Genomic DNA, 25,922 nt, shown 5'->3' with positions numbered 1-25,922 from the left:
GCACGACCCGCACGACCCGCACGACCCGCACGACCCATGCAGGACCCACCTCAGAGAAGAGGACCGATGACGACGACGTCACGTCGTTCCACAGCGGGAGCCGCCGTGCTCGCGCTGACGGCCGGGCTCATCGCAGCCCCGGCCGTGACCGCACCCGCCGCGGCGGCCGCCGCGGTGACCGTCACGCCCAACCCCTGGTACGCCGGCGAGGAGTTCCAGGGCTGGGGCACGAGCCTCGTCTGGTTCGCCAACGCGACCGGCGACTACCCGGCCGACGTCCGCCAGGACCTGTACGACAAGCTGTTCGGCGCCGAGGGCCTCGACCTCAACATCGCCCGGTACAACATCGGCGGCGGGCACGCGTCCGACGTCGAGGACTACCTGCGCGCGGGCGGCGCCGTCGAGGGCTGGTGGCAGCCCGACGAGACGGGCGAGCTGTACGGCGCCCCGACCGACCACGCGAACGCCGCCGCGGTCCGCGAGGCGTTCGACCCGGCCGACGACCGCTTCTACGACCTCGACGCCGACGCGACGCAGCGGTGGTGGGTCGACCAGCTCACGGCCGACGACCAGATCACGCACTGGGAGACGTTCGCCAACTCGGCGCCGTGGTTCATGACCGAGAGCGGCTACGTGTCCGGCGGCCTCAACGCCAGCGCGGAGCAGCTGCGGCCGGACTCGATCGACGACTTCGCCGCCTACCTGGTGCGCGTGAGCGAGGAGCTCGAGGACGCGCACGGCATCACGGTCGACACCATCGACCCGCTCAACGAGCCGAACACCAACTACTGGGGCACGACGCTGCGCGACGGCGTCCCGGTCGGCGGCCGCCAGGAGGGCATGCACGTCGGCCCCGCGCGGCAGGCCGACCTCATCGACGCGCTCGCCGGGCACCTGGGCGACCCGTCGACGACGACCGACGCGGTCGTCTCGGCGATGGACGAGACCAACCCGGGCACGTTCGTCACGAACTGGAACGCGTACGACGCGCAGACGCGCGCGAACGTCGACCAGCTCAACGTGCACACGTACGGCACGGGCGGCCGCCAGACGGTCCGTGACCTCGCCAAGGTGGCCGACAAGCCGCTGTGGATGAGCGAGGTCGAGGGCAGCTGGGTCAGCGGCTGGAACCCCGCCAGCATCGTCAACGGGCTCGGCCTCGCCGGGCGCATCCACGACGACCTGCGCGAGCTGGAGTCGGACGCGTGGGTGTTCTGGCAGCCGGTCGAGGACCTGTGGAACATGGAGCCGCAGGGCGAGAACTCGAACTGGGGCGGCGTCTTCATCGACCTCGACTGCCGTTGGTACGGCACGGGCGAGGACGCGGTGTTCGCGTCCGAGCGCCGCGTCGAGGCCGCCGGGGGCGACTTCTCCGAGGTCGAGGCGTGCCACGTCGAGACGAACACGAAGTACGACACGACGCGCAACTTCACGCACTTCGTCCGCCCGGGCGACCGCGTGATCGCGACCGACTCGACCACGACGACGGCGGCCCTCAAGGCCGACGGCGCCTCCACGGCGCTCGTGCACACCAACGCGTCGGCCGAGCCGGTCACGCTGACGGTCGACCTGCGCCACTTCGGCACCATCGCCGAGGGCGCCTCCGCGACGCCGTACGTGACCACCGAGTCGCCGGCGGACGCCCCGTCGCAGAACGCGCTCGTCGAGGGCGACGCGGTCGCGGTCGACGCGGCCGCGAAGACCGTCACGCTCACGCTGCCGGCGCGCTCGGTCACCTCGATCGAGCTCGACGGCGTCAGCGGCGTGGCCGAGGACGCGGCGGCCATCGCCGACGGTCACACGTACCAGCTCACCGGCGTGCAGAGCGGCAAGGCGCTCACGGCGGCGACGGGGGCGGCCACGGCCACCACCATCACCACCGCGGGCACGACGCCCGAGGCCGTCGCCCCGCAGCTGTGGACCGCGCACGAGGTCCCCGCGGGCCGGCTCGACGGCACCCGGCGGTTCGTGCTCGCGGCGTCCGACGGGCGCGTGCTCGGCGCGACGACGGCGGGCACCGACCTGCGGTCGACGACCGTCGAGGCGGCCGCCGGTGACCCGGCGACCCGCTGGATCGTCTCGTCCACCGAGGGGCGGACGTTCGCGTTCGTCAACGAGGGCATCGGGCAGGCGCTCGAGGTCGGCGGCCAGTCGACCGCCGAGAACGCCGGCGTCGGGGTCTACGGCTCCAACGGCGGCGCGAACCAGCGCTGGACCCCGCGCGACGTCGCGGCGACCGGGGTCACCCCGGTGACCGTGAGCACGACCGTGGGCGTCGCGCCGGTGCTGCCGGCGACCGTCGTCCCGACGTACCGGTGGGGCACCGGCCCGGCCGCGACCGTGGTCTGGGACGAGGTGCCCGCGTCCGCGTGGGCGCGGACCGGCCAGGTGACGGTCACCGGCACGGCGACCGACGTGTACGGCGCGTCGCTGCTCGTGATCGGGACCGTCGACGTCGGCGGCTTCACCGTCACCGACCCGGTGTCGGTGACGACGTACGTCGGTGCGGGCCTCGCGCAGGTGCAGGCCGCGGCCCCGGCCGTCGTGCCGGCGCGCGTCGGGGCGTCCACCGCGACGTTCGACACGCCCGTCACGTGGGACTGGTCGGGTGTCACGGACGCGTCGTTCGTGGACGAGGGCGTCGTGACCGTGCCGGGCACGGCCGAGTCGAACGAGGCCGGCGCGGAGCCGGTCGCCGCGACGCTCAACGTCGTCGTCACCGCGCGGTCGTCGGCCAACATCGCGCCGCTGCCGACGACGACGGTGCAGGCCACGTTCACCGAGCCCGGGTACTCCATGGAGAACACCCGCAACCGCGACCGCACCGACAAGGCGTGGTCCAACTGGGTCGGCACGGCCCGCACCGGTGACACCCTGACGTACTCGTTCCCCGCGACCGAGCTCGCGGACGCGTCCGTGTACTTCTTCGCGGACGGCAGCCACCGCAGCTGGGCCCGCGAGATGGTCGTCGAGTACCAGGACGAGGCCGGCACGTGGCAGCCGGTGCCCGGGTGGGGCACGCCGACGACCGTCGTCGTCCCCGCCGACGGGACGGCTCCCGTGGTGACCCTCGACCTCGACGGCGTCGCGGCGACCGGGCTGCGCTTCGTGCTCACGCCCAACCCGGGCGTGCACATGATCGTGTCCGAGGTCGAGATCGGCGCGCTCGCCCCGGCGGCGTCGTCCGTGGCGGACCTCGCCGCGCTGCGCACCAACGGCGTCGACGTCCCCGGCTTCGCGCCGGACGTCACGTCGTACCGCGTGGACGTCGACGGGTCGGCGTTCCCGACCGTCGTCGCCGTGCCGGTCGACGCGGCCGCGCTGGTGGAGGTGACGCAGCCGTCGGAGGGGAACGGCGGCGTCGCCACCGTGCGCGTCACGTCCCCGGACGGGACGACGACCACCGAGACGACCGTGACCGTGCAGCGGCGGGCAGTCGTCCGCGGCGTCACCCTCAGCGGCCTGACGGCCGACGGGTCCGCCACGGCCGGCACCGCGCTCATCGCGGTCGCCGACGTCGACCCGGCCTACGCCGCGCTCACGTACGCGTGGGCCGTCGACGGGGAGCCCGTCGAGGGCACCGACCAGGCGTCGTTCACGCCGACCGCCGCGCACGTCGGCGGTGCGGTGACCGTGACGGTCACCGCGGCGGCGGAGGGCTTCACGGCCTCCGCCGGGGTGGCGTCGGCGCCGGCGACGGTCGTCGCGGCCGTCGACCCGGGTCCGCCGGGCGAGCCGGGTCAGCCGGGTCAGCCCGGTCCGGGTCAGCCGGGACAGCCCGGTCAGCCGGGTCCGGGCCAGCCCGGTCAGCCCGGTCAGCCCGGTCAGCCGGGCCAGGTCGCCCGCCCGACCGTGACGCTCTCGGCCGACGAGGTCCGCCGCGGCGGCACCGTCACCGTGACGGCACGCGGCCTGACGGCGGCCGGCGAGGCCGGCATCGAGCTCCACTCGACGCCGGTGCACCTGGCCACCCGGACGGCCGACGCGGCGGGCACCGTCACCACCCGGGTGACGATCCCGCGCGGCACGACGCTGGGCACGCACACCGTCGTGGTCGTCGACCGCGCCACGGGTGCCACCGGCACGGCGACCCTCCGGGTCGTCGACGGCACCGGCGGCGGCCTGGCCACCACCGGCGCCGAGCCGTGGGCCCTGCTCGCGCTCGCCCTCGGCCTCGTGGCCGCGGGCGCGGCCGTGGTCGTCGTCCGCCGACGCCAGGGCGGCACCACCGCCTGACGTACGGCACAGCACCACCGACGCGGCCCCGGGGAGCACCCTCCCCGGGGCCGCGTCGCGTCCACCCGTCCCTCCCGCACCTCCCCCCCCGCGACGAGGGCACCCGTCCGCGCGCGAGCGCACCCGCAACGACCGGTGCACTCGCGCGACGACGGGCGCACTCGCGCGCCGGGTCCCGGAGGGCCAGGATCGACGCAGGACACGAGGAGGTGTTCGGCATGGCGATCACGCGTCGACGCACGCACGGCACCGGCGGCCGGGCGGAGGACGACCACCTCGTGCAGCGTTCCGGTCACCCGGGGTCCACGACGCTGCACCGGTCGCCCTCGGGTCGACGACGGCGCACCCGCGGTGTCCTCGTCAGCGTGCTCGTCGCCGTCCTCGCCCTCACCGGGTGCGGGGTCACGCGCGGCGACGACGGCGGCGAGAACCGGCGGCTGCGCATGATGATCCCCAACTCCCCCGGCGGCGGGTACGACCAGACCGGGCGGGCCGCGACGCGCGTCATGGAGACCGCGGACCTCACCGGGCGGTTCGAGGTCAGCAACGTCACCGGCGCGAGCGGGACGGTCGCGATGCAGCGGCTCGTCAACGAGGAGGGCGCCGAGGACCTGCTCATGACGATGGGCCTCGGCGTCGTCGGCGCGACGTACACGAACGGGTCGGACGCGCGGGTGAGCGGCGCGACGCCGATCGCGCAGCTCATCGAGGAGCAGGAGGGGCTGCTCGTGCCGGCGGACTCGCCGTTCCGGACGGTCCAGGACCTCGTCGACGCCTGGACGGCCGACCCCGGCAGCGTGCGGGTCGGCGGCGGGTCGAGCCCCGGCGGGCCCGACCACCTGTTCCCCATGCAGCTCGCGGACGCGGTCGGCGTCGACCCGACGCAGGTCAACTACATCGTCTACGACGGCGGCGGCCCGCTGACCACGGCGCTGCTCGGCAGCAAGATCGACGTCGGCACGTCGGGCCTGGCGGAGTTCGAGGGGCAGATCGCCGAGGGGTCGCTGCGCGTGCTCGCCGTGTCCGGCGAGGAGCGGCTCGACGGCGTCGACGCACCCACGCTGCAGGAGTCCGGCATCGACCTGGTCTTCACCAACTGGCGCGGCGTGCTGGCACCCCCGGGCATCAGCGACGCGGTCCGCGACCAGCACATCGCCCTGCTCGAGCAGATGCACGCGACCGACGCGTGGCAGGAGGCGCTGGAGACCAACGGCTGGGTGGACGCGTTCGTGACGGGCGACGAGTTCGAGGAGTTCCTCGTGGAGCAGGACGAGCGCGTGGCGAGCACGCTGACCGACCTGGGGCTGCTGTGAGCGCCGCGGACGCCGTGCCGGGCGGCCGGCCCGCGCCCGGGCAGCCGACGTCGGACCACCCCGCGGTCGAGCACCCACCCGTCGACCGCGCGCAGTACGCCCTCGCGGCCGTGCTCGCGGTGATCGGCGTCTGGACGGTCGTCGACTCGGCGGGCCTCGGCCCGGGGTTCGCCGACCAGGCCGTGCGGCCCGGCGCGTTCGGCTACGTCATCGGCTCCGGGCTCGTCCTGCTGGCGGTGCTGCTGGCCGTCGCGACCGCGCGCGGCGACCGCGCCGAGGGCGAGCCGGGCGAGGACGTCGACCTCGACCGGGGCACCGACTGGCGGACGCTCGCCGGGCTCGCGGGCGTCTTCGCCGCGACCGTCGCGCTGATCGACTGGCTGGGCTGGGCGGTGGTCGGGGCGCTGCTGTTCGCGGGCGCCGCGACGGTGCTCGGCAACCGGCACTGGGTGCGCAACCTGCTGATCGGCGCGGTGCTGTCGGTCGCGTCCTGGTACGGCTTCTACGTCGGGCTGGGCATCCCGATCCCGGCCGGCGTCCTCGACGGGATCCTCTGATGGACGCGCTGCTGACCGGCTTCGAGCTGGCCCTCACCCCCGAGAACCTGCTGTACGCGGTGGTCGGCGTGCTGCTCGGCACGGCGGTGGGCGTGCTGCCCGGCATCGGCCCCGCGATGACGGTCGCGCTGCTGCTGCCCGTCACGTACAACGTGTCGCCGAGCGCCGCGCTCATCATGTTCGCCGGCATCTACTACGGCGGCATGTACGGCGGGTCGACGACGTCGATCCTGCTGAACACGCCGGGCGAGTCGTCGTCGGTGGTCACGGCGCTCGAGGGCAACAAGATGGCGAAGACGGGGCGCGCGGCGCAGGCGCTCGCGACCGCCGCGATCGGGTCGTTCGTCGCCGGGACCATCGGCACGGTGCTGCTGGTCGCGCTCGCGCCGACGGTCGCCGAGTGGGTCGTCGTGCTCGGGGCGCCGTCGTACTTCGCCCTCATGGTGCTCGCGCTCGTGGCCGTCACGTCCGTGCTGGGCAGCTCGAAGCTGCGGGGGTTCATCTCGCTCGCGCTCGGGCTGACGATCGGGCTCGTCGGCACCGCGACCGGCCAGGCGCGCCTGACGTTCGACAACCCCCTGCTCGCCGACGGCATCGACATCGTCGTCGTCGCGGTCGCGATCTTCGCGGTCGGCGAGGCGCTGTGGGTGGCCGCGCACCTGCGCCGGCGGCCGCTGGAGATCATCCCCGTGGGGCGGCCGTGGATGGACCGCGCGGACTGGGGCCGCTCGTGGAAGCCGTGGCTGCGCGGCACCGCGTTCGGCTTCCCGTTCGGCGCGCTGCCCGCGGGCGGCGCCGAGATGCCGACGTTCCTGTCGTACATCACCGAGCGGCGGCTGGCCGGGAAGCACAAGGCCGAGTTCGGTCACGGCGCCATCGAGGGCGTCGCCGGGCCCGAGGCGGCGAACAACGCGTCGGCCGCCGGCACGCTCGTCCCCCTGCTCGCGATCGGGCTGCCGACCACGGCCACCGCGGCCGTCATCCTCGCCGCCATGCAGGGGTACGGCCTGCAGCCCGGGCCGCAGCTGTTCGAGGCGGAGCCCGAGCTCGTGTGGACGCTGCTGGCCAGCCTGTTCGTCGCGAACACGCTGCTGCTCGTCATCAACCTGCCCATGGCGCCGCTGTGGGCGCGGCTGCTGCGCATCCCCCGGCCGTACCTGTACGCGGGCATCCTGTTCTTCGCCGTGCTCGGCGCGTACAGCGTGAACTTCCAGTGGTTCGACGTCGCGCTGCTCGGGCTGTTCGGCGCGCTCGGGTTCGCGATGCGCCGGTTCGGGCTGCCGGTGCTGCCGCTGATCGTCGGCGTCATCCTCGGGCCGCGGCTCGAGGAGCAGCTCGGCCAGGCGCTGCAGCTGTCGCGCGGCGACGTCGCGGCGCTGTGGAGCGAGCCCGTCGCGGTGATCGTCTACGTGGTGATCGCGGTGCTGCTGCTGGGGCCGCTCGTGCTGCGGCTCGTCCCCGGGCGGCAAGGGCCCGAGCGGCTGGAGGACGACATCGACGCGCTCGAGGAAGAGGTGAGGTCATGACCGTCGTCGTGGGCTGGACGGCCGACGCCCGGGGGCACGCCGCGCTCGTGCGGGGCGCGCAGGAGGCGCGCGTGCACGGCGAGGGGCTGCTCGTCGTCAACGCGACGACCGGCACGTCCACCGTCGACGACCGGTTCGCCCGCGCGTCCGACGTCACCGCGGTCCGCACCCACCTCGCGCAGCTCGGCGTCGAGGCGGAGGTGCGCCAGCCGGTCGTCAAGGACGTCACCGAGGCGCTGCTCGCGATCGCCGCGGAGGTCGACGCGTCGCTGCTGGTGATCGGCATCCGGCACCGGTCGCCGGTCGGCAAGCTGATCATGGGCTCGACGGCGCAGCGCCTCCTGCTCGACGCGCGCTGCCCCGTGCTCGCGGTGAAGGCACCGGACGGTCGCTGAGCCCGCGGCGCGCGGATGCCCGACGATGGCTGTCATGTCCCTCGTGCTCGTGGTGCAGGTGGTGCTCGTCGTCGCGGCGGTCGCCCTGGTCGCGCCGGTCCTGGTGTCGGTGCGCGGATCGGCGGACGCGCGCCGGCGGCTCGCCCGGGCGCGGACCGCCTCCGGGGAGGTCGTCGCCGTCACGGACGTGGGCGGGCAGGCCGTGCCGACGGTGCGCTACCACGTCGGCTCGGAGCGGCTGGAGACCACGCCCCGCACCCCGCGCCCGTCCGCCCGGTACCTCGTCGCCCAGCCGGTGGACGTCCGCTACGACCCGCAGGACCCGGCGTGGATGACGCTCGAGGCGGTGCCCGGCGACGCACGCGTGCCGGGCGCGCGGCACGCGGTGGCGTCGGGCGTCGTCGCGGGCGTGCTGCTGGTGGCGGCGGCCTTCCTGCAGCTGCTCCGCTGAGGGCGGCCCGCCCGGCCGCGGCGCCCGCTAGCGTGCGAGGGTGACCGCCGCGCCGACGCCCGCACCCCCGCCCGGCACACCGCCGCCCGGCGCACCACAGCCCCGCAGCCCGCAGCCGGGGATCCACCAGCCGGCGATCCACCAGCCGGGCACCCCGCAGCCGGCGCCCGTGCGCCGCACCTCGCTCACCGGTCCCGTCGTGACGACGTCCCTCGGTGTGCTGGTGCTCGTCGCGACGCTCGCGGTCGGCCTGCTGACGGTGCGCGCGTTCGTCGGCGTGCTCAGCACCGACGTGCTGACGTCGTCCGGCGCACCGGGGCCCGACGTGGTCGCGGACGCGGACGCCCCGGGCATGACGACGGCCGAGCTGGAAGCCGGGCAGCGGTACGCGGTGCACCTCGCCTGGCGCGACGGCTCCGGCCCGGCCGACCCGGCCCTCACCGAGGACGTGCTGCTCCAGGCGCCCTCCGGCGCGGTGCTCGCCGCCGACGGCGACCCGGCCGTCGACAGCAGCTTCGCCGTCGGCGCGTGGTCGATCACGTCCGTCGCGGCGTTCACCGCGCCCGAGTCCGGCACGTACCAGGTGGCGGTACCGCCGGCCGACGTCGACGGCGCGCGCGTGCTGATCGCCCCCGACCAGGACGCCGCGCCGTTCGTCGGGGAGCTCCTCGCGTCGATCGCGGGCGTCTTCGGCGTGATCCTGCTCGGGTCGTTCGGCACGGGCCTGGTCCTCGGCGGCGTCATCTGGTGGGTCGTGCGGGCCCGCGCCCGACGCGCCGCCGGCGCCTGAGGACGGCGACCGTGCGGGGCCGCGCCCGCCGGCGCGCGGCGACTCGCTACAGCCAGCCGAACCGCTCGGCGGTCCGCACCGCCTCGGCACGGGTGGACGCGTCGAGCTTCGCCTGCGCCGCGAGCAGGTAGTTGCGCACCGTGCCCGGCGCCAGGTGCGCGCGCTGGGCGATGACCGCGGGCGGCAGGTCGAACGACGCCAGGCGCAGCACCTCGAGCTCGCGCGGGCTGAGCGGGCAGGTCGGCGCGCTGAGGGCGTCGGCCGCCAGCCCCGGGTCGACGTACCGCTCGCCGGCGTGGACGGTGCGCAGCACGCCGGCGAGCGTCGCACCCGACGCCCCCTTCGTGACGAACCCCCGCGCGCCCGCCTCGAGCGCGCGCCGCAGGTGGGCGGGCCGCCCACGGCCGGTCAGGACGACGACGCGGCACGCGGGTACGGCACGGGTGATCTCCGCGGCGACCTGCACGCCGTCGAGCCCGGGCATCTCGAGGTCGACGAGGGCGACGTCGGGGCGGTGCGCGATCGCCGCGGCGACGGCGGCCGGTCCGTCGACCGCCTGCGCGACGACGTCGAGGTCGCCCTCCAGCGCGAGCAGGGCCGCCACGGCCGAGCGGATGAGCCCCTCGTCGTCGGCGAGCAGGACGCGGATCACGGAGCGCCACCTCCGGGCGCCGCCGGCGCGCCACCGCGCACCGGCACGCTCGCCCGCAGCACGAACTCGTCCCCCAGCCGCTCGACGCGCAGCCGCCCGCCCACGTCCGCCAGGCGGCCGGCCGCACCCTCGATCCCCGAGCCGTGCGCGTCGGCCGACCGGGGGTCGACGCCGTCGTTGCGGACGGTGAGCGTCGCGGTGCCGCCCGCACCTGCGTCGGCTCCGACGTCCGCACCGACCTCGACCCGGCACCACGTCGCCCGGCTGTGCCGCAGCACGTTCGTCACGGCCTCGCGCAGGACCGGCGCGAGCCGCGCGGCGGCCTCCGCCGGGACGGCCGCGGCGTCGCCGACGACCGTGCACCGCACGCCCGCGGAGTCCAGCACCTGCCGCACGGACGCGACCTCCTCGCGCAGGTCGACCGACCGGTAGGCGTGCACGGCCTGGCGGACCTCCGTGAGCGCGGTCGTGGCCAGGCGCTGGATCTGCTCCGCCTCGGCGCGGACCCCGGGGTCGCCGACGGGCAGGCGCGCGACGAGCTCGGCCTTGAGCGCGATGACGGTGAGGCTGTGCCCGAGCAGGTCGTGCACGTCGCGCGCGAACCGCAGCCGCTCCTCGCCCGCGGCCAGGCGCGCGCGGGCGTCGCGGCCGGCGTCGGCGTCGACCAGCAGCGCCCACATCCACACCGGCGCCCAGTTGACGGCGGCGACGGACAGGCCGACGCCGCCCGTCACGACGAGCGCCTGCACGGGCGACCCGCCGACGACCCCGGCCACGACCACGCTGACCGCGCTGCAGGCCGACGCCACGACGACGACCCACCGCCACGTCACGAGCAGCGGCGCGATGCCGACGATCCCCGCGCCGACCCACGACCACGTGGCCCACCGCCCGGCCGCGACGGGCGCGACGAGCACGAGCGACGCCACCGACACCGACACGAGCGCCACCGCCCACGCCCGGCGCGTGCGGGCGGGCGTCCACGGCGTCACGGCACCGTGCACCGCCCCGGCCGACGCCACCGCGAACGCCGCGATGCCGACCGAGCCGAGCGCGACCCACAGCGGGCGGGGCTCCTCGAGCAGGCCGATCCCCGGCAGCACGAGGCTCGTGCACACCGTCGTCGCGAGCCACACGAGCACGAGCGCCCGCGCGCGGCCCAGCCGGCGGTCGCGCGGGGCGGCCACCCACGGCGACGCGGCGAGGGTGCTCACACGCGTGATGCTAGGCGCGCTCGCCGCACGGCGGACCCGTGCGGTCCGCCCCGGATCGTGTGCGCACGCCACCGGTCCCGCGGGCGCGCACCGGCCGCAGCGTGGGCCCATGATCACCACGACGCACGAACCCGGGCACCACCGCACCGCGACGACCACGGCACGCCCGCCCCGGGGGCCCGCCGTGACGTTCGCCCTCCATCTCGGCGGCATGGTCCTGGCCATGCTCCTCGGGATGCTCCTGCTCGCCCCCGTCGCGACAGGCCTGGCCGCCGCGGTCGGGTGGGACCTGGCCGCGGCCGGCCCGGAGGCCGCGGCGCTCGTCATGGCGACGACCATGACCCTCGGCATGGCCGTGTGGATGGTGCACCGCGGGCACGGCCCGCGGGCGGTCGGCGAGATGTCGGCCGCGATGGTCCTGCCGTTCGCGGCCGGCCTGGCGCCGTACTGGGCGGGACTGGTGTCCGCGGCCGACGCCCTCGTCGTCGGGCACGTCCTCATGCTGCCCGCGATGGCGGCCGTGATGCTCCTGCGCCGGGACCGGTACACGGGCGGGCACGTCCACGCCCCGGCGCCCACGGCGTGGGGCCGGGGGGTCGAGGCCGTCGCGCACCGCTGGCCGACGCTCCTGGCCCTCGGCCTGACGTTCGACTCGTGGCTGCGCCCCGGCATCCTGCCCGCGTGGACGCTCGTCGTGCTCGGCGGCGAGTACCTCGTCATCGGTGCGGTGCGGCGCGAGTTCCGGGGCGACCGGCTGCTCGCCGCCCACGTCGCCGGCTTCGTCCTCTACCTCGGGCTCGCCGCCGTGGCGGCGACCGCGCCGGCGGCGGTGGCCGGGCCCGTCGTCGCCGCCGGGTGGCTCCTGCACGTCGGCTGGGACGCGGCCCTGTACCGGGCCGGGCGCGTCACGTGGCGCTGGTTCGCCGAGGCGTGCGCCGTGATCGACCTCGTCCTGGGCGTGACGGTCCTGCTGGCCCTGTGACGCTCTCACCTGACGCGTCGCCGGGCCGGGCCGCGTGCGTGCGTCCGCGGTCACCCCCGCCGCTGGGCGTCCTCGAGGTAGCGCAGGACGGCGGTGACGCGGCGGTCCGCCTCGTCGTCGGGCGGCAGGTCCAGCTTCGCGAAGATGCTGCGGATGTGCTTGTGCACCGCGCCCTCGGTGATGAACAGGCGGGACGCGATCGCGGTGTTGCCCAGTCCCTCGGCCATGACCTCGAGGACCTCCCGCTCCCGCGGGCTGAGCCGGTCGAGACGGGGGTCGGACCGCGTCCGGGTCAGCAGCTGGGCGACCACGTCGGGGTCGATCGCCGTGCCGCCCGCCGCCACCCGGTGCAGCGCGTCGAGGAACTCCTCCACCCGCCCGACGCGCTCCTTGAGCAGGTACCCGAGGCGGGCGCCGCCGTGCACCATCAGGTCGGTCGCGAACGCCTGCTCGACGTACGCCGAGAGGACGAGCACCGCGAGGCCCGGCCGGCGCCGGCGCGCCTCGACCGCGGCGCGGATGCCCTCGTCCGTGTGCGTGGGCGGCATCCGCACGTCGACGATCGCGACGTCCGGCTCGTGCCGCTCGACCGCCGCGAGCAGGCCCTCGGCGTCGGGCGCCGTCGCGACGACGTCCAGGCCCTCGGCCCGCAGCAGCAGCGCCAGGCCCTCGCGCAGCAGCGCGTCGTCCTCACCGATCACGATCCGCACGGCAGGGTCACCTCCAGGGTGGTCGGCCCGCCGCGCGGGCTCGTGAGCTGCAGCGACCCGTCGTGGGCCTCGGTGCGCCGGCGGATGCCCGCGAGCCCGGAGCCGGCCGCCTCGTCGGCACCACCCTCGCCGTCGTCGGTGACGACGACCCGCAGCCGGTCCCCGGCCATCGCGACGTCGACGTTCACGGCGCCCGCACCGCTGTGCCGCGCGGCGTTGGTCAGCGCCTCCGCGACGGTGAAGTACGCCGTCGCCTCGACCGACGCCGCGCACCGCACGGGCAGGTCGACGCGCAGCGCGCACGGCACGAGGCTGGACGACGCGAGCCCGGTGAGCGCGTCGGCGAGGCTGCGGTCGGTCAGCACGGGCGGCAGGATGCTGCGCGCCACGGCCCGCAGCTCCGCGAGCGCCTCCTCGGCGGCGGACTGCGCGCGCTCGAGCAGCGCCTCGGCGTCGGCCGGGTCGCGCACGACGGCGCGCCGGGCGGCACCGAGCAGGACCGTCACCGCGACCAGGCGGTTCTGGGTGCCGTCGTGCAGGGACCGCTCGATGCGCCGCAGCTCGGCCACGTGCGCGTCCAGCGCGCCGGCGCGGGTCGCGGTGAGCTGCGCGACGCGCAGCGCCAGGTCCGTGCCCGGCGGCGGCGCGAGCAGCACGCGGCCTGGCCACGCCTGCAGGCGCGCCAGCGGCGGCAGCACCAGCACCGCGAGCAGGAACCAGCCGACCCCCATGAGGAACACGACGAACGCGTCGGGCCACGACGTGACCGGCACGGACATCAGGTCGGTCGACGCGACCTCGTCGGGGAAGGCCCGCCACCACAGCGGCACCGTCACGTCCCGCACCGCGGAGAACGGCAGCGTCACCGCGACGAGCCCCAGGACGACGCCGACGGTGGCGTGCTCGACGGTCCAGAGGAGCTCGCGGCGCAGGTCGGGGTCGGCGAGCTGGGCGCGCAGGCCGTCGGGCAGCGGACCGGGGCTGACGACGGTGGCCCCCGTGTGCGACAGCCGCGTGCGCTCCCGGTCGGCGACGGCCCGGACCGCGCGCAGCGCACCGGGTGCCAGCAGCAGACCCACGCCGACGACGCACAGCAGGGCGGTGAGCACGAGCGCGAGCAGCACCATGAGGGCGAGCACGCCGGTGCCCAGGCCGCCGACCACGTGCTCCAGCGCGTCCAGGGTGCGCGCCGCGCGGCGGCGGGCCCGGGCGGCCACGGGCTCGGACGGCATGGCACCACCTCCTCGTCGACGGCGACCCTAGGCCACCGCGGCGGCGCGGGGACGGCCGCTGAGCAGGAAGTACAGCCTGCTGTACCCCGGCTCGGGAGCGTGCTGGATCGTGCCGGCACACCCCCGCTCCGTAGCGTCGAGACCATCGTCCCGACGCACCGAGGAGCCCCCCGATGACCGACCGGCACACCCGCACCGACACGGTCGCCGCCGGCACGGCGCCCGCCGCGCACACGCCCACGGAGACCGGCCGGGACCCGCTGCTGCGGCTCGGGCTGTGGCTGCTGCTGCTCGCCGCGGTCGTCGGCAGCGTGGTCAGCTCCATGGCGGGGCTGGTCGCCGTGAGCGTCCCGCTCGGGGTCGTCGTCCTCGGCCTCGGTGCCGCCCTCGTGGTCGAGCACCGGCGCACGCACCCCTGACGGCCGCCCGCGGCACGGTCCTGCGGTACGTCCGGGCGGCTCAGAGGGTCGGCACGTCGTAGGCGCGGATCCGCGCGTCGACGGTGGCGACCATCAGCCCCTCGACCTGCCCCTGCGCCACGAGCATGCGGTCGAACGGGTCGCGGTGGTGCCACGGCAGGTCCCGCAGTCGTTCGGCGTGGGCGGCCGTGAACGGCAGCGGCGTCATCCCCTGCGCCTCGAGGGCTGCGGGGACACCCGCGGGAGCCTCCAGCTTGCCGAGCGAGGTCTTGATGGCCATCTCGGCGATGCTGACCGCCGAGTAGTAGACGTCGTTGCGACCGTCGGCGACGACGTCCCGATGGCGGGCGCTGAGCCGGGGGTCGTCCGCGAGCCACCACAGCAGCACGTGCGTGTCCAGCAGGACCTTCACGCGCCGTACCAGTCGCGGGCATCCTCGTCGGTGAACGCGTCGAAGTCGTCCGCGACCCTGATGCGCCCCGCCAGCACGCCGGGGGTGCGCACCGAGGGGCGCGCCGGCATCGGCACGACCTTCGCCACCGGACGCCCGTGCCGGGTGATCACCGTCTCCTCGCCCGCCTCCGCCCGCGTCACGATGCGGGACAGGTGCGTCTTCGCGTCGTAGATGCTCACGGGTTCCATGCCGCCAGTGTTGGACTCTGACCAGATTTGGTCAAGTCTCGTCGACGTTCGCGGCGCCCCACGACGCGCGCGAGCGGTCGCCCCACACGCGTCGACCGACCTCAGGCCAGGGCCGGCGCCGCCTCCAGCGCCGCCACGCGATCGAGGATCTTGTCGAGCACGACCGCGCGGTCGAACTGCAGCGCGTACGCGCGCGACCGCTCGGCCCACGCGGCCCGGTCGACCGGGTCGGTGGCGAGGACGTCGTCGAGCGCGGACGCGATCGCGTCGGGGTCCGAGACCGGCACGATGACCGCCGTGTCGCCGACGGCCTCGCCGATGCCGCCCGTGTCCGTGGTGATGACCGGGCCGCCGCCGGACAGCATCTTCTCCGCGAGCGCGATGCCGAACGTCTCCACGAACTCCGGCCGCGGCTTGCTGGGCAGCACGAACGCCGTGCACCCGGCCATGAGGTGGGACTTCTCGTCGTCGGACACGTCGTCGAGGAACGTGATGCGGTCGGCGACGGGCGTCGCGGCGGCGAGCGCCCGCAGCTCGTCGGCCTGCGGACCGTTGCCCGCGATGACGAGGCGCTGACCGGCGGCGGGCGCCCCCGAGCGCACGAAGCCCTCGATGAGGTCGTCGACGCCCTTGGCGTGCGCGAGCCGGGACAGGAACAGCACGTACCCGTCCCGCTCGAGCCCGCGCCGGGCGAGCACGGCGTCCGTCCCCGCCTCGGTGCGCGCCAGGTACGCGCCCACGTCGATCGCCGGGTACGAGACCTGCACCCGCGCGGCGCACTGCTCCGCGAACCGGGTGCCGTGCTTGGCGTCGATCGCCGCCGCCTCGGTCACGATGAGGTCCCGCGTGTACGTGGACACCGCGAGGCAGACGTCGTGCGACAGGTACTGCGCGAGCACGTGCGCGGCGGCGCCGAACTTGTCCTCCTGGACGCACGCGCGCACGACGTTCGTGACGTCCGAGCCGACGGCCTCCGCGACCGTGACGACGTCGACGGGCAGGCCCGTGCGCCGGGCGATCGAGACCGCATCGGCCACGGCCGTGGCGTGGGGCGACAGGTACAGCGACAGCGCCACGGTGGGCACGCCGTCGGTGAAGAGCTCGACGAGGCGGCCCGTGAGCCCGGCCAGGTAGCGGCCGTCGGGCACCTTGTAGTCGCCGACGGGCTCGGGCCGCTCCACGACCACGCCGTCGCGGTACGGCAGGACGCCGTCGAGCGGCTTGAGCGGCAGCCCCGCGGCCTGCAGTCGCTCGATCGGCCACGTGACGATGCGGACCTCGTCGAAACCGCGGTCGAGCGCGGCCTCGGCGAGGTTGCGCGCCTCGCCCGAGTGGCCGCAGATGACCGGGTCGGCGCGGACGACGATGACGAGGCGGCGGGCGCGGCGCACGTGCGGGGCGGCGGCGGAGGGGGTCACGGCGTCGTCCTCTCGGTCCGGGAGCGGGTTCGGGCTCGGGTGGGGAACGGGGGTCGGGCAGGTGCTGCGGGCCGCGCCGTCGGGTGCGACGTCGTGGGGCACGCGGGGTGCGGACCGGTCCGGCGGGGTGTGCCGGCGCGGGCGGTGCGTCGTCAGGTGCGGTCGAGCCGGACGGACGGTGGGACGCCGGCGGGCGGCTGCGGTGCCGGGGCGCTCGGTGGGCGGTGCACGGTGCCCCACCCGGACGGCTCCGGGCCGAGGCCGATGAGCAGCCGGCCCCCGCCGTGCAGCTCGCCGCCCGTCAGGTAGGGGCGGTCGAGCGGCTCGCCGTCGAGGTGGACGGACTGCACGTACTGGGCCGGTCCGCCGGGCTCGGGCTCGACGAAGCCGGTCGTCTCCACGGTGAGCGGCCGGCCGCCCACGTCGATGCGCGCCTCGCGCCACGCGGGCGCGTTGACGAGGAACAGGTTCTGCCCCGCGACAGGGAAGAGCCCCAGCGTGGCCCACACGTACCACGACGACAAGCCCCCGGAGTCGTCGTTGCCGGGAAGGCCACCGCGGCCGGTGCCGAACTGGTGCTGCACGATCGCGTGCACCACCTCCGCCGTGCGGTCCGGGCGGCCCGCGTACATGTAGGCCCACGGGGCCTCCATGTCGGGCTCGTTGTTGAGGCCCTCGAACCGGTCCAGCCCGTAGCCGGCGAGCAGCTCGTCGGCGTCGGGACGCAGGCCCGGCTGCACGACGGGCTCGGCGCCGTACCCGAAGAAGCGGTCGAGCAGGGCGACGAACGCGTCGTCGCCGCCCGCGAGCGCGATGCGCGCCGCCATGTCGTGCATCAGCCGGAACGAGTAGTTCCACCGGCCGCCCTCGTAGTACGTCGAGTCGACGAGCAGGCCGTCCGGCCCGAACGCGTTGACCCACCGGGCGGCGAGGGGGCGGAACTGCTGGACGAGCGCGAGGTCCCCGACGCGGGCCGCGACGATGGCGCTGCACCAGTACCCGAACGCCAGGTCGAGCGTGTGGCTGATGGGGTGGGCGCGCCCGCGCAGCAGGAACTCCTCGCCGTACGTGCGGCGCAGGTCGTCGTGCATGTGCACGAGCGCCCAGTCCCAGTCGACGCCGGGGAGGCCGATGGAGCACAGGTCGGCGAGGAACGTGTGCGCGAGGGCGGAGCCCTGCCGCGAGAACCGGTCGGCGCCGCGCGCCATGCGGTACCCGATCGGGAGGTTGCCCTCCTCCTCGGCGATCTGCAGGAGGGCGTTCGCGAGCTCGACCGCGCGGTCGGGGACGAGCGCCGTCAGCAGCGGCAGCTGCGTGCGGTAGATGTCCCACATCGTCGACAGGTCGAACGCGAACGGGCCCGGCGTCGGCCAGAAGGGGCTCTCGTCGGGTGCCAGGCAGGGCTTGACGAGCGAGTGGTACAGCGCGGTCGCCAGCACGGTGCGCCGGTCGGACGACGGGGTGTCGACCGCGACCTTGTCGAGGTGCTCGCGCCACACGGCCTCGGTGCGGTCGCGACGCAGGTCGAACGCCCGCGGTCCGTCGCCGCACTCGCGTGCGAGGGTCTCCCGGGCCTGGTCGACCCCGCGCAGGGAGAACCCGAACCGCAGCTCCACGACCTGCCCCGGCTCGGTCGGGCCGGCCCACATGAGGCCGAACGGGCGCAGCGTGGTGGGCCGGATGCGGTCGAAGTCGAGGCGCGTGCCGCCGGGCATGAGCCGCCGGTCGTACCAGAGCATCTGCCGCCAGAGCGGGGCGTCGCACTCGACCCGCACCGCGAGCGGGGCGCCCTCGACGACGATCTCCCCCTCGGCGACCCCGGGGGCCACGGACCCGAGGTGCGCGCGCAGCGGGACCGTGCGGCCGTACGGGATGTCGAGCCCGCCGAGGGAGAAGTCGATGACCAGGCGGGCGTCGTGGTGTGCGGGGAACGTGTACCGGTGCACGGCCGACTTGGGCCCGACGGTGACCTCGCAGCGGATGCCGGACGAGAGCGTCGCGGCGTAGTACCCCGGCGACGCCTCCTCGTCCACGACGTCCCAGGTCTGGCCGAGGTCGTCCAGCGGTCCCAGCATCGGCGTGACGCGGAAGTAGTTGTAGTACTTGCGGATCGCGCCGGTGCCGGACTGCTGGAAGTGGGTGAACCCGCTGGCGACCTGCCGGTCGTGCAGCACGGGCGGCTGGCCCTCGGTCGACAGGTCGTAGCGGCCGTAGCCGGTCGGGTACGCGCCGGAGTAGGCGCACGCCGAGACCATGCCGAGCGGGTACGTGGCGCCCGGGTGGGTGTTCCCGACCTGCGGCTTGGGCCACCACCACGTGGCGGCGAGGCCGGACGCGGGCGGCAGGGACGTCTGCTCGGTGCCGATGAACGGGTCGACGTGCTCGAACACCGGCACCTCCCACGTCCTCGCACCGGCCCGCGCACGGTCGGCACAGCGTGACGCCTCGCGGCCGCGCTGTCCATGACCCGACGGTGAACGGTTCTTGACCGGCCGATCGCCGGGCCACGGGGTCGGTCCCCGCGACCCGGTGACGGTACGAGCCGGGTGTGTCGGCGGTGTTGCGGCAAGGTCACGACCGGTGCGGCCCCGACCGCCCGGCAGGGCTGGGGGCGGCTCAGAGGCCCAGCAGGTCGCGCAGCCAGCCGTCCACGTCGCGCAGCGTCGCGTCGTCGACCACCCCCACGACGCGGGACAGGCGCTCGCGCGCGATGGTCCGCGGCTGCTCGGTCATCGCCCAGGACGGACGCCCCAGCCCCGTGGCGCCGCGGAGCGGGACGTGGTTCGACCAGCCGCGGTCCGTCGACGTCACGGGCAGGACCACCAGCACGGTCGTCACCGTCTCGAGGTACTGACGGGAGCTCACGACGAGCACCGGCCGGTGACCGTCCTGCTCGCGCCCGCGTCCGGGCGTGAGGTCGGCCCAGGCCACCGTGCCGCGCCACACCACGTCCCGCGGGGACCCGGGGAGCGGCGCCGGCGCCGTCACCGGTCGGCCAGGGTCACGTCCCAGGCGTCCGCGTCCGCGGCGTACGCGGCGTCCGGGGGTGTGCGCGCCATCTCCTCGCGCAGCGCGGCGAACCGCTGCTCCCTGAGCCAGCCCTCGAACAGCGCCTCGACGAAGGACCCCGTCGTGACACCGCGCTCGCGCGCGGCCGCGTTGAGGCGGTCGCGGAGGTCCGAGTCCAGCTTGATCGTCGTGGCGGTCACGCCTACGAGTATACCGCCGGTATACCGCTCACAGCACGCGCGCGAGCGAGGTCAGGGCCTCGACCGGGTCGGGACCCGCCGGCAGCAGGACCGCGCTCGTCACGCCCGCCTCGGCGAGGGACGCCAGGCGCGCGCGGACCTCGTCCGGGGTCCCCGCGAGCGCGAGCCGGGCGACCCACTCCGCCGGCAGACGCTCCACGAACTCCGCCCGCGTCGCGCAGGACGCGCGCAGCTCGCGGAACGCGTCGGCGAACGGCAGGGGGGCGATGTGCACGTCCCAGTCGGGCTCGCCGATCCACGCGAGCGCGGGACGGGCGGCGTCGAGGGCGGCCTCGGCGTCGTCGTCGACCGCCGCCACGTTGTACGCCGCGACCCGGTGCGGCCCGGCCGGCGCGACCTGCGCGAGCGCGGCGCGCGCGTACTCGGGGGTCACCGGCTCGGCGAGGACCGTGCCGTCGGCGACGCGTCCCGCGGCGGCCAGCGACCGCGGGCCGCGCACGCCGGCGAGCAGGTCCGGGACGGTCGCGGGCACGCAGGACGGGTCGAGCGCGACGTCGGTCAGCGCGAGCGGTGAGCCCTCCGGGCTGGTCACGGCCTCGCCGCGCAGCAGGGCGCGCAGGGTGACGACGTACTCCTCGAGCAGCGTCAGCGGCCGCGCCGGCCACGCGCCCACCTGCCGCATCCAGTCCGGCATCCCGTGCCCGATGCCGACGTCCACCCGCCCCGGGAAGAGCTGGACGAGCGTCGCGACCTCCATCGCGGCGAACGCGACGTTGCGCACCGCCGCGGGCAGGATGCCGACGCCCACGCGGACGCGTGCGGTGCTCGCGAGCACGGCCGCCGCCTGGGCGATCCCGCCACGGAAGCCGAGGTCCTCGACGACCCACAGCTCGTCGAAGCCGAGGTCGTCCGCACGGCGCGCGAACGACGTCACGCGGCCGGGGTCGAGGTCGCGCGGGAGCATCACGCCGATCGCCTGCATCCGGGTCATGCCCCATGCCTACCAGCACCGCCGCCCCGCGCCGGCACCCCGCCGCGCCGGTCGCGCGACGCCGACACCACGACCGCGGCACCGGTGAGGACCAGCCACACGACGATCGGGTACATCGTCGCCCGCTGGCTGCCGCCGACGCCGAGGCCCGGGTCGACGCCCACCACGTCGAGCACCGTCGCGACCGCCCCGATCCCGCCCAGCAGCAGCGACGTCACCGCCCAGGCACGGTGCCGGCGCAGCAGCGCCGCCCCGGCGACGAGCGCACCCACGTTGCCGCCCACGACCGCCATCACCGAGCCGACGTTGTGCACGACGTACCGCGGCAGGCCCCCGACCGGCTCGGCGAGCGACCCCGGCACCAGCCCCACCCACGCGACGCCCACCGCGTGCACCAGCACCGCCGCGACGACCCACGGGCGCGCGCGCCCGGGCACCAGGTCCCGCAGCAGCACGGCTGCCGCGACCACCAGCACGGCGTGCACGACGAAGCCCGTGTTCATGAGCGCGTGCAGCGGCGAGCACACCGTCCGGCCGGTCAGCTCCGCGCACTCGGCCAGGCCCAGGTCGCTCACGTAGTGGTCCGCGCGGCTGTACGGGACGACGTCCCACGCGGACGCCACGACCGCCTCGACGACCAGCACCTGCACCGTGGCGAGCAGCAGCAGCCCGCCGACGAGGTGCCGCCGGACGTCCCGCCGGCGCGGGCGCGCGTCGTCCGTCACGCGTCCATGCTGCGCGACGGACCGATGGTCCGGCAGCCCACCGGCCCGGACGCGCGGGCGTGGCGCCGCTGGCGTCGACCGCGCCGGACGAGCACGATGCGTGCAGCGCCGGGCGACCCGCCGCCGGCCGGGGCCGCGTGCCCGTCGCCACCGCCCCCGCCGTCCCACGCAGCACCGCCCCGCACCGCCCCGCACCGTCCCGCTCAGCACCGTTTCGCGCCGCGCCCCCGCCGCGCGCCCGCCGCCCAGGAGGCGTCGTGCCCGACCCGCAGCCCGCCCCCTGCCCCCGACCGCCCCCTCGGGCGCCGCGGCCGGCACCACCGCACGCCTCGACGGGCTGCCCGTGACGCGCCGGCACGTGCGCTTGCTGCTCGGCTCCGGCGTCGGCTGGACCTTCGACGCGATGGACGTCGGCCTCATCTCGTTCGTCATCGCGAAGCTGGCCGTGGTGTGGGGGACGCCGACGACGACCCTGTCGTGGGTCGCGTCCGCCGGGTTCCTCGGCATGGCCATCGGCGCGGCGCTCGGCGGGCTGCTCGCCGACCGGATCGGGCGCCGGCAGGTGTTCGCGCTGACGCTGCTCGTCTACGGCGTCGCGACCGGCGCGTCGGCGCTGGCGTGGTCCGTCGGTGCGCTCATCGCGCTGCGGTTCGTCGTCGGGCTCGGGCTCGGTGCCGAGCTGCCGGTCGCGTCGACGCTGGTCAGCGAGTTCGCGCCGCCCCGCATCCGCGGCCGGGCCGTGGTCGTGCTCGAGTCGTTCTGGGCCGTCGGGTGGATCCTCGCGGCGCTGATCGGCTACCTCGTCGTGCCCGTCGGCGACGACGGCTGGCGGTGGGCCCTCGCGCTGGGCGCGCTGCCCGCCGTCTACGCGGTCGTGGTGCGGCGCGGGCTGCCCGAGTCCGTGCGGTTCCTCGTCGCGCGCGGACGGCACACCGAGGCCGACGCCGTCGTCCGCTCGTTCGAGGAGTCACCGGTCGTGCGCGGGGACGGGCGCACGGGCGCGCAGGTGCGCGACGCGCAGGCGGCGGCGGCACCGTCGGCCGGTGGGACGGCGGCGGGTGCGGGCGACGCGCGGACGGCGGACCCGCGCGCGGCGGTGCCCGCGGACGCCCCCACAGGCCCGCCGGGGGGTGCGCGTCTCCGGGCCCTGTGGGCCCCGGCGCTGCGCCGGCGGACCGCCGCGCTGTGGCTCGTGTGGTTCGCCGTGAACTTCTCGTACTACGGCGCGTTCATCTGGCTGCCGTCCCTGCTCGCGGCCGACGGGCACACGCTGGTCCGGTCGTTCGCGTACACGCTGATCATCACGCTCGGGCAGCTGCCGGGGTACGCGGTCGCCGCCGTGCTGGTCGAGACGTGGGGCCGGCGACGCACGCTCGCCGCGTTCCTCGCCGGGTCGGCCGTCGCCGCCGGGCTGTTCGCCGTCGCGTCCGGTGACGTCGCGATCATCGGCGCCGGCCTGCTGCTGTCGTTCTTCAACCTGGGCGCGTGGGGCGCGCTCTACGCCGTGACGCCCGAGCTGTACCCGACGCCCGTGCGGACCACGGGCGCCGGGTGGGCGGCGGGCGTGGGGCGGACCGCGTCGATCCTCGCGCCGCTCGCCGTGCCGCCGCTGCGGGAGGCCGGCGGCACGGCGCTGCTGTTCACGATCTTCGCGGCGGTGTTCGTCGTCGCCGCGTCGGGCGCGCTCGCGCTCCCCGAGCGCAGCGGGGAGTCGCTCGACGCGTGACCCCGTGCGCCCGGGCGCGCCCGCGGACGGCGCGTGCGCGGGCGCGGACGTCCGTGCGCGCCGACGTCCGGGTCGGCGGGCGCCGCGGTCGCGGACGTCGGCGGCCGGGACGTCAGCGGCCGGGGGCGTCGCGGGGGTCAGGGGCCGCCGGGCCCGGCGTGCCGGTGCCGGTCGTGCCGGTGCCGGTCGTGCCGGTGCCGGTCGTGCCGGGCGCGGTCGTGCCGTGGCCGGCCGCGCCGGTGCCCGTCGTGCCGTGCCCCGTGCCGCCCGCCGGCTTCTGCCGGTCGAGGAACGCCCCGGCCTTGTCGACGGCGCCGTCGATGCGGGCGTCCGTGCGCGCGTCCGTGCGGCGCTTCGCCATGCCCGCCGCCTTCTCGAGCGCGGCCTTGGCCTGGTCCTCGCGGCCGGCCAGCGCACCCTTCGCCCTGCCGACGAGATCACCGAGTCCCATGGTCAGTCCTCCGTCCGTCTGCGTGCGCGCGCCGGTCGGCACGTCGCGCGCCCAGTCTGCCGGGGGCGGCCCCGCACGGCACGTGCGCGCCGCCCCCGGCCGGACAGCGCTACGGCCCGGCGGCGGTACAGCCGAGCGGCGGCCTGCGGCTCAGGCGCGGACGTCCTCGTCCCGGACGTCCTCGCCGGGACCGCCCCGGTCGTCATCGGCCTCGTCCTCGACCGTCTCGGTCCGCACCTCGGTGACCTCGCCGTCCTCGACGCGGACCTCTGTACCGGTGCCCTCGTCGTCCCCACCCGAGGTCTCGTGCTCGACCGACCCGTGCTTGGCCGGCAGCACGTCGGTGTCGCGCGCGTCGGCGTCGGCCCCGTCGGTGTCGGGCGCGTCGACGTCCGGCGCGCCCAGGTCGGGCCCCTGCGCCGCGTGCGCCTCGGCGTCGGCCTGTGCGTCGAGCTCGGCGCTGACCCGCTCGCCCTCGGCGGCGACGGCCTCACGCTGCTCCGCGATGGCGGCACGCACCCGCTCGGCCTGCGTCGCGAGGTCCTCCTTGACGGCGGCGACCGTCGCGTCGACCGCAGCGCGCGCCTCGGCGTCGTTGCGCTCCAGCTCGGCCGCGAGCCGCGCCTCCTCGGCGTGCAGCTCCTCCCGCACGCGGTCGAACGCCTCCTCAACGCTCGCCGCGCTGCCGATCGCCGGCTCGGCAGCCGGCTGCCCGGACCGCTCGTCCCGCTCCGGCACCACCCGCTCGTCCACCTGGTCGTCGGCCTGCTCGTCCACCTGCTGGTCCACCCGCTCGTCCACCGGTCCGTCCTCGCGCTCGTCGGTCGTGGTCACTCGCCCAGCACCCACCCGTGCGGCTCCGCCAGCCGGCGGGCCGCCTCCGGCCCCCACGAGCCGCGGGCGTACGGCAGCGGCTCCGGCCGGTCGTCGCCGAGCAACGGCTCGAACGCCCGCCACGCGGCGTCGAGGCCCGCGGGTGTGGTGAACAGGGTGCGGTCCCCGACGAGCACGTCCTGCAGGAGTCCCGCGTACGGGGGCAGGGACGCGCCCGGCACGTCGTCGAGCGAGAGCCGCACCGTACCGGTCGTGAGCTCCAGGTTGGGCCCCGGCTTCTTCACGGTCGTCACGAGCCGGACCTCGCCGCCGCCCTTCAGGGAGAACTCCAGGCGGTTCGGGCCGACCTGCTCGCCGAACAGCTCGTCGGGCGCGCGCAGCACGAGCGTGACCTGCTGCGCGGACGCGGCCATCTGCTTGCCCGTGCGCAGCAGGAACGGCACGCCGCGCCAGCGGTCGGTGTCGACCCACATCCGCACGGCGACGTACGTGTCCACCGGGGAGTCGTCGGCGACGCCCTCGATGCCCTGGTAGCCCTCGACCTGACCGAGGACGACGTCCTCGCGCGGGTCGAGCGGCCGGAAGGAGGTGATGACGTCCTCGCGCGCGGCGGCGAGGTCGTCGGACGCCAGGGCGGTGGGCGGCTCCATCGCGACCTGCGCGGCGACCTGGAACAGGTGGGTGACGAGCATGTCGAGCGCGGCGCCCGTCGCGTCGTAGAACTCCGCGCGCTGGTCGACGCCGAGCGTCTCCGGCACGTCGATCTGCACCTGGGCGACGTGGTGGCGGTCCCACGCGCCGCCGATGAGCTCGTTGGCGAACCGCGAGACGTGCAGGTTCTGCGTCGCCTCCTTGCCCAGGAAGTGGTCGATGCGGAAGACCTGGTCCTCGTCGAACACCTCGTGCACGACCTCGTCCAGCTCGCGGAACGACTCCGGGGACGTGCCGTACGGCTTCTCGTAGACGATCCGGATGCCCTCGGCGAGCCCGTGCCGGTCGAGGGCACGGGTCAGCGGGACGAAGGACTCGGGCGGGACGGCGAGGTAGTGGATGACGAGCACGTCGCCGGCACGGTCGCCCGTGAGGTGCTCGCGCAGGTCCGCGAGCGCGTCCGGCAGCGTGCCCGGGTCGTCGTCCTCCTCGCTGACGTCCCGGCACCACGCCACGTGCTCGAGGACGTCGTCGAGCGCGTGCCGCGACTCGTCGTCGCCGAACTCGGCGAGCGACTCGCGCACGACGTCGCGGAACTCCTCGACCTCGAGGTCGTTGCGGCCCGTGCCGACCAGGGCCCACCGCTCCGGCAGCAGGCCGCGCGCGTCGAGGGTCGCGAGCGCCGGGATGACCATGCGCCGCGACAGGTCGCCGCGGGCGCCGTGCAGGACGAGGACGAGGGGGCGGTCGGACGGCACGGGCACCATCTCCGGAGGGGTCGGGCCACGGTGCGCGCGA

25 protein-coding genes are annotated in these 25,922 nt (G+C 76.0%); 10 read left to right on the top strand and 15 right to left on the bottom strand.

Going from position 1 to position 25,922, the window contains the following annotated elements; genetic code table 11:
- The first annotated feature begins 105 nt into the window (after window positions 1-105).
- The 7 genes from E5225_RS00950 (at window position 106) to E5225_RS00920 (ending at window position 9,268) form a co-directional block, all read left to right on the top strand.
- Window positions 106-4,236: an RICIN domain-containing protein gene (locus E5225_RS00950; protein ID WP_166435890.1), complete on the top strand. Its 4,131-nt coding sequence runs from the start codon at window positions 106-108 to the stop codon at window positions 4,234-4,236.
- Window positions 4,237-4,454: 218 nt separating this feature from the next.
- Window positions 4,455-5,549 carry a Bug family tripartite tricarboxylate transporter substrate binding protein gene (locus E5225_RS00945; RefSeq protein ID WP_135972281.1) on the top strand — a complete coding sequence of 365 codons (1,095 nt, stop codon included), beginning with the start codon at window positions 4,455-4,457 and terminating at the stop codon, window positions 5,547-5,549.
- Complete coding sequence (locus tag E5225_RS00940) at window positions 5,546-6,106, top strand: tripartite tricarboxylate transporter TctB family protein (RefSeq protein ID WP_208012450.1); 561 nt, start codon at window positions 5,546-5,548, stop codon at window positions 6,104-6,106. Before E5225_RS00945 ends, E5225_RS00940 begins: the two co-directional genes overlap by 4 nt.
- Entirely contained in the window at window positions 6,106-7,632 is a 1,527-nt protein-coding gene (locus E5225_RS00935) for a tripartite tricarboxylate transporter permease (protein WP_135972282.1), read from the top strand. The genes E5225_RS00940 and E5225_RS00935 overlap by 1 nt, the downstream gene beginning before the upstream one ends.
- Entirely contained in the window at window positions 7,629-8,027 is a 399-nt protein-coding gene (locus tag E5225_RS00930; protein ID WP_135972283.1) for a universal stress protein, read from the top strand. Before E5225_RS00935 ends, E5225_RS00930 begins: the two co-directional genes overlap by 4 nt.
- A gap of 34 nt (window positions 8,028-8,061) precedes the next feature.
- Window positions 8,062-8,478 carry a DUF3592 domain-containing protein gene (locus tag E5225_RS00925; protein WP_136225256.1) on the top strand — a complete coding sequence of 139 codons (417 nt, stop codon included), beginning with the start codon at window positions 8,062-8,064 and terminating at the stop codon, window positions 8,476-8,478.
- Window positions 8,479-8,518: 40 nt separating this feature from the next.
- Complete coding sequence (locus E5225_RS00920; protein WP_135972285.1) at window positions 8,519-9,268, top strand: hypothetical protein; 750 nt, start codon at window positions 8,519-8,521, stop codon at window positions 9,266-9,268.
- A 46-nt stretch (window positions 9,269-9,314) separates the two neighbouring features.
- Here the strand turns inward: E5225_RS00920 and E5225_RS00915 are convergent, their stop codons facing one another.
- Window positions 9,315-9,920: a response regulator transcription factor gene (locus E5225_RS00915; protein WP_135972286.1), complete on the bottom strand. Its 606-nt coding sequence runs from the start codon at window positions 9,918-9,920 to the stop codon at window positions 9,315-9,317.
- Window positions 9,917-11,134: a sensor histidine kinase gene (locus tag E5225_RS00910; RefSeq protein WP_208012451.1), complete on the bottom strand. Its 1,218-nt coding sequence runs from the start codon at window positions 11,132-11,134 to the stop codon at window positions 9,917-9,919. The genes E5225_RS00915 and E5225_RS00910 overlap by 4 nt, the downstream gene beginning before the upstream one ends.
- Before the next feature lie 109 nt (window positions 11,135-11,243).
- Here E5225_RS00910 and E5225_RS00905 point away from each other — a divergent pair, with 109 nt between their 5' ends.
- Complete coding sequence (locus tag E5225_RS00905; RefSeq protein WP_135972288.1) at window positions 11,244-12,116, top strand: hypothetical protein; 873 nt, start codon at window positions 11,244-11,246, stop codon at window positions 12,114-12,116.
- A gap of 50 nt (window positions 12,117-12,166) precedes the next feature.
- Here the strand turns inward: E5225_RS00905 and E5225_RS00900 are convergent, their stop codons facing one another.
- Window positions 12,167-12,826, bottom strand: a complete 660-nt coding sequence (locus E5225_RS00900) for a response regulator (RefSeq protein ID WP_135972289.1) — start codon at window positions 12,824-12,826, stop codon at window positions 12,167-12,169.
- On the bottom strand, window positions 12,814-14,058 hold the full coding sequence (locus tag E5225_RS00895) for a sensor histidine kinase (protein ID WP_135972290.1): 1,245 nt from the start codon (window positions 14,056-14,058) through the stop codon (window positions 12,814-12,816). The genes E5225_RS00900 and E5225_RS00895 overlap by 13 nt, the downstream gene beginning before the upstream one ends.
- Window positions 14,059-14,231: 173 nt before the next feature.
- On the opposite strand from E5225_RS00895, the gene E5225_RS00890 reads away from it, so the two are divergent.
- Window positions 14,232-14,477 (top strand): hypothetical protein, encoded by a 246-nt coding sequence (locus tag E5225_RS00890; RefSeq protein WP_135972291.1) that lies wholly within the window; start codon window positions 14,232-14,234, stop codon window positions 14,475-14,477.
- 40 nt (window positions 14,478-14,517) lie between these two features.
- Here the strand turns inward: E5225_RS00890 and E5225_RS00885 are convergent, their stop codons facing one another.
- From E5225_RS00885 to E5225_RS17375, 8 genes are all read right to left on the bottom strand, one after another.
- On the bottom strand, window positions 14,518-14,889 hold the full coding sequence (locus E5225_RS00885; RefSeq protein WP_135972292.1) for a type II toxin-antitoxin system VapC family toxin: 372 nt from the start codon (window positions 14,887-14,889) through the stop codon (window positions 14,518-14,520).
- Window positions 14,886-15,119 (bottom strand): type II toxin-antitoxin system Phd/YefM family antitoxin, encoded by a 234-nt coding sequence (locus tag E5225_RS00880; RefSeq protein WP_135972293.1) that lies wholly within the window; start codon window positions 15,117-15,119, stop codon window positions 14,886-14,888. Before E5225_RS00880 ends, E5225_RS00885 begins: the two co-directional genes overlap by 4 nt.
- A 101-nt stretch (window positions 15,120-15,220) precedes the next feature.
- Window positions 15,221-16,537, bottom strand: a complete 1,317-nt coding sequence (locus tag E5225_RS00875) for a glycosyltransferase (protein WP_243738093.1) — start codon at window positions 16,535-16,537, stop codon at window positions 15,221-15,223.
- Window positions 16,538-16,689: 152 nt separating this feature from the next.
- A complete protein-coding gene (locus tag E5225_RS00870) occupies window positions 16,690-18,927 on the bottom strand; it encodes a glycoside hydrolase domain-containing protein (RefSeq protein ID WP_135972294.1) in 2,238 nt (745 codons plus the stop codon).
- A 226-nt stretch (window positions 18,928-19,153) separates the two neighbouring features.
- Window positions 19,154-19,525 carry a type II toxin-antitoxin system PemK/MazF family toxin gene (locus tag E5225_RS00865; RefSeq protein WP_243738094.1) on the bottom strand — a complete coding sequence of 124 codons (372 nt, stop codon included), beginning with the start codon at window positions 19,523-19,525 and terminating at the stop codon, window positions 19,154-19,156.
- Window positions 19,522-19,746, bottom strand: a complete 225-nt coding sequence (locus E5225_RS00860) for a ribbon-helix-helix protein, CopG family (RefSeq protein ID WP_166435891.1) — start codon at window positions 19,744-19,746, stop codon at window positions 19,522-19,524. The genes E5225_RS00865 and E5225_RS00860 overlap by 4 nt, the downstream gene beginning before the upstream one ends.
- Window positions 19,747-19,774: 28 nt before the next feature.
- Entirely contained in the window at window positions 19,775-20,737 is a 963-nt protein-coding gene (locus E5225_RS00855; RefSeq protein ID WP_135972296.1) for an LLM class flavin-dependent oxidoreductase, read from the bottom strand.
- The gene (locus E5225_RS17375; protein ID WP_166435892.1) at window positions 20,734-21,462 is read right to left on the bottom strand and encodes a DUF998 domain-containing protein; all 729 of its coding nucleotides are present in this window, start codon (window positions 21,460-21,462) and stop codon (window positions 20,734-20,736) included. The genes E5225_RS00855 and E5225_RS17375 overlap by 4 nt, the downstream gene beginning before the upstream one ends.
- 343 nt (window positions 21,463-21,805) lie before the next feature.
- Here E5225_RS17375 and E5225_RS00845 point away from each other — a divergent pair, with 343 nt between their 5' ends.
- Window positions 21,806-23,188 (top strand): MFS transporter, encoded by a 1,383-nt coding sequence (locus E5225_RS00845; protein WP_425267383.1) that lies wholly within the window; start codon window positions 21,806-21,808, stop codon window positions 23,186-23,188.
- A gap of 112 nt (window positions 23,189-23,300) precedes the next feature.
- On the opposite strand, the gene E5225_RS17825 is transcribed toward E5225_RS00845, so the two are convergent.
- The 3 genes from E5225_RS17825 to E5225_RS00830 form a co-directional block, all read right to left on the bottom strand.
- On the bottom strand, window positions 23,301-23,639 hold the full coding sequence (locus tag E5225_RS17825) for an antitoxin (protein ID WP_243738095.1): 339 nt from the start codon (window positions 23,637-23,639) through the stop codon (window positions 23,301-23,303).
- 150 nt (window positions 23,640-23,789) lie between these two features.
- The gene (locus tag E5225_RS00835; protein ID WP_135972298.1) at window positions 23,790-24,473 is read right to left on the bottom strand and encodes a hypothetical protein; all 684 of its coding nucleotides are present in this window, start codon (window positions 24,471-24,473) and stop codon (window positions 23,790-23,792) included.
- The gene (locus tag E5225_RS00830) at window positions 24,470-25,891 is read right to left on the bottom strand and encodes a glucose-6-phosphate dehydrogenase (protein WP_135972299.1); all 1,422 of its coding nucleotides are present in this window, start codon (window positions 25,889-25,891) and stop codon (window positions 24,470-24,472) included. The genes E5225_RS00835 and E5225_RS00830 overlap by 4 nt, the downstream gene beginning before the upstream one ends.
- Window positions 25,892-25,922: the final 31 nt, after the last annotated feature.

Source organism: Cellulomonas shaoxiangyii (genome assembly GCF_004798685.1).
Lineage (GTDB): Bacteria > Actinomycetota > Actinomycetes > Actinomycetales > Cellulomonadaceae > Cellulomonas > Cellulomonas shaoxiangyii.
This window is presented reverse-complemented; position numbering and strand designations above follow the sequence as displayed.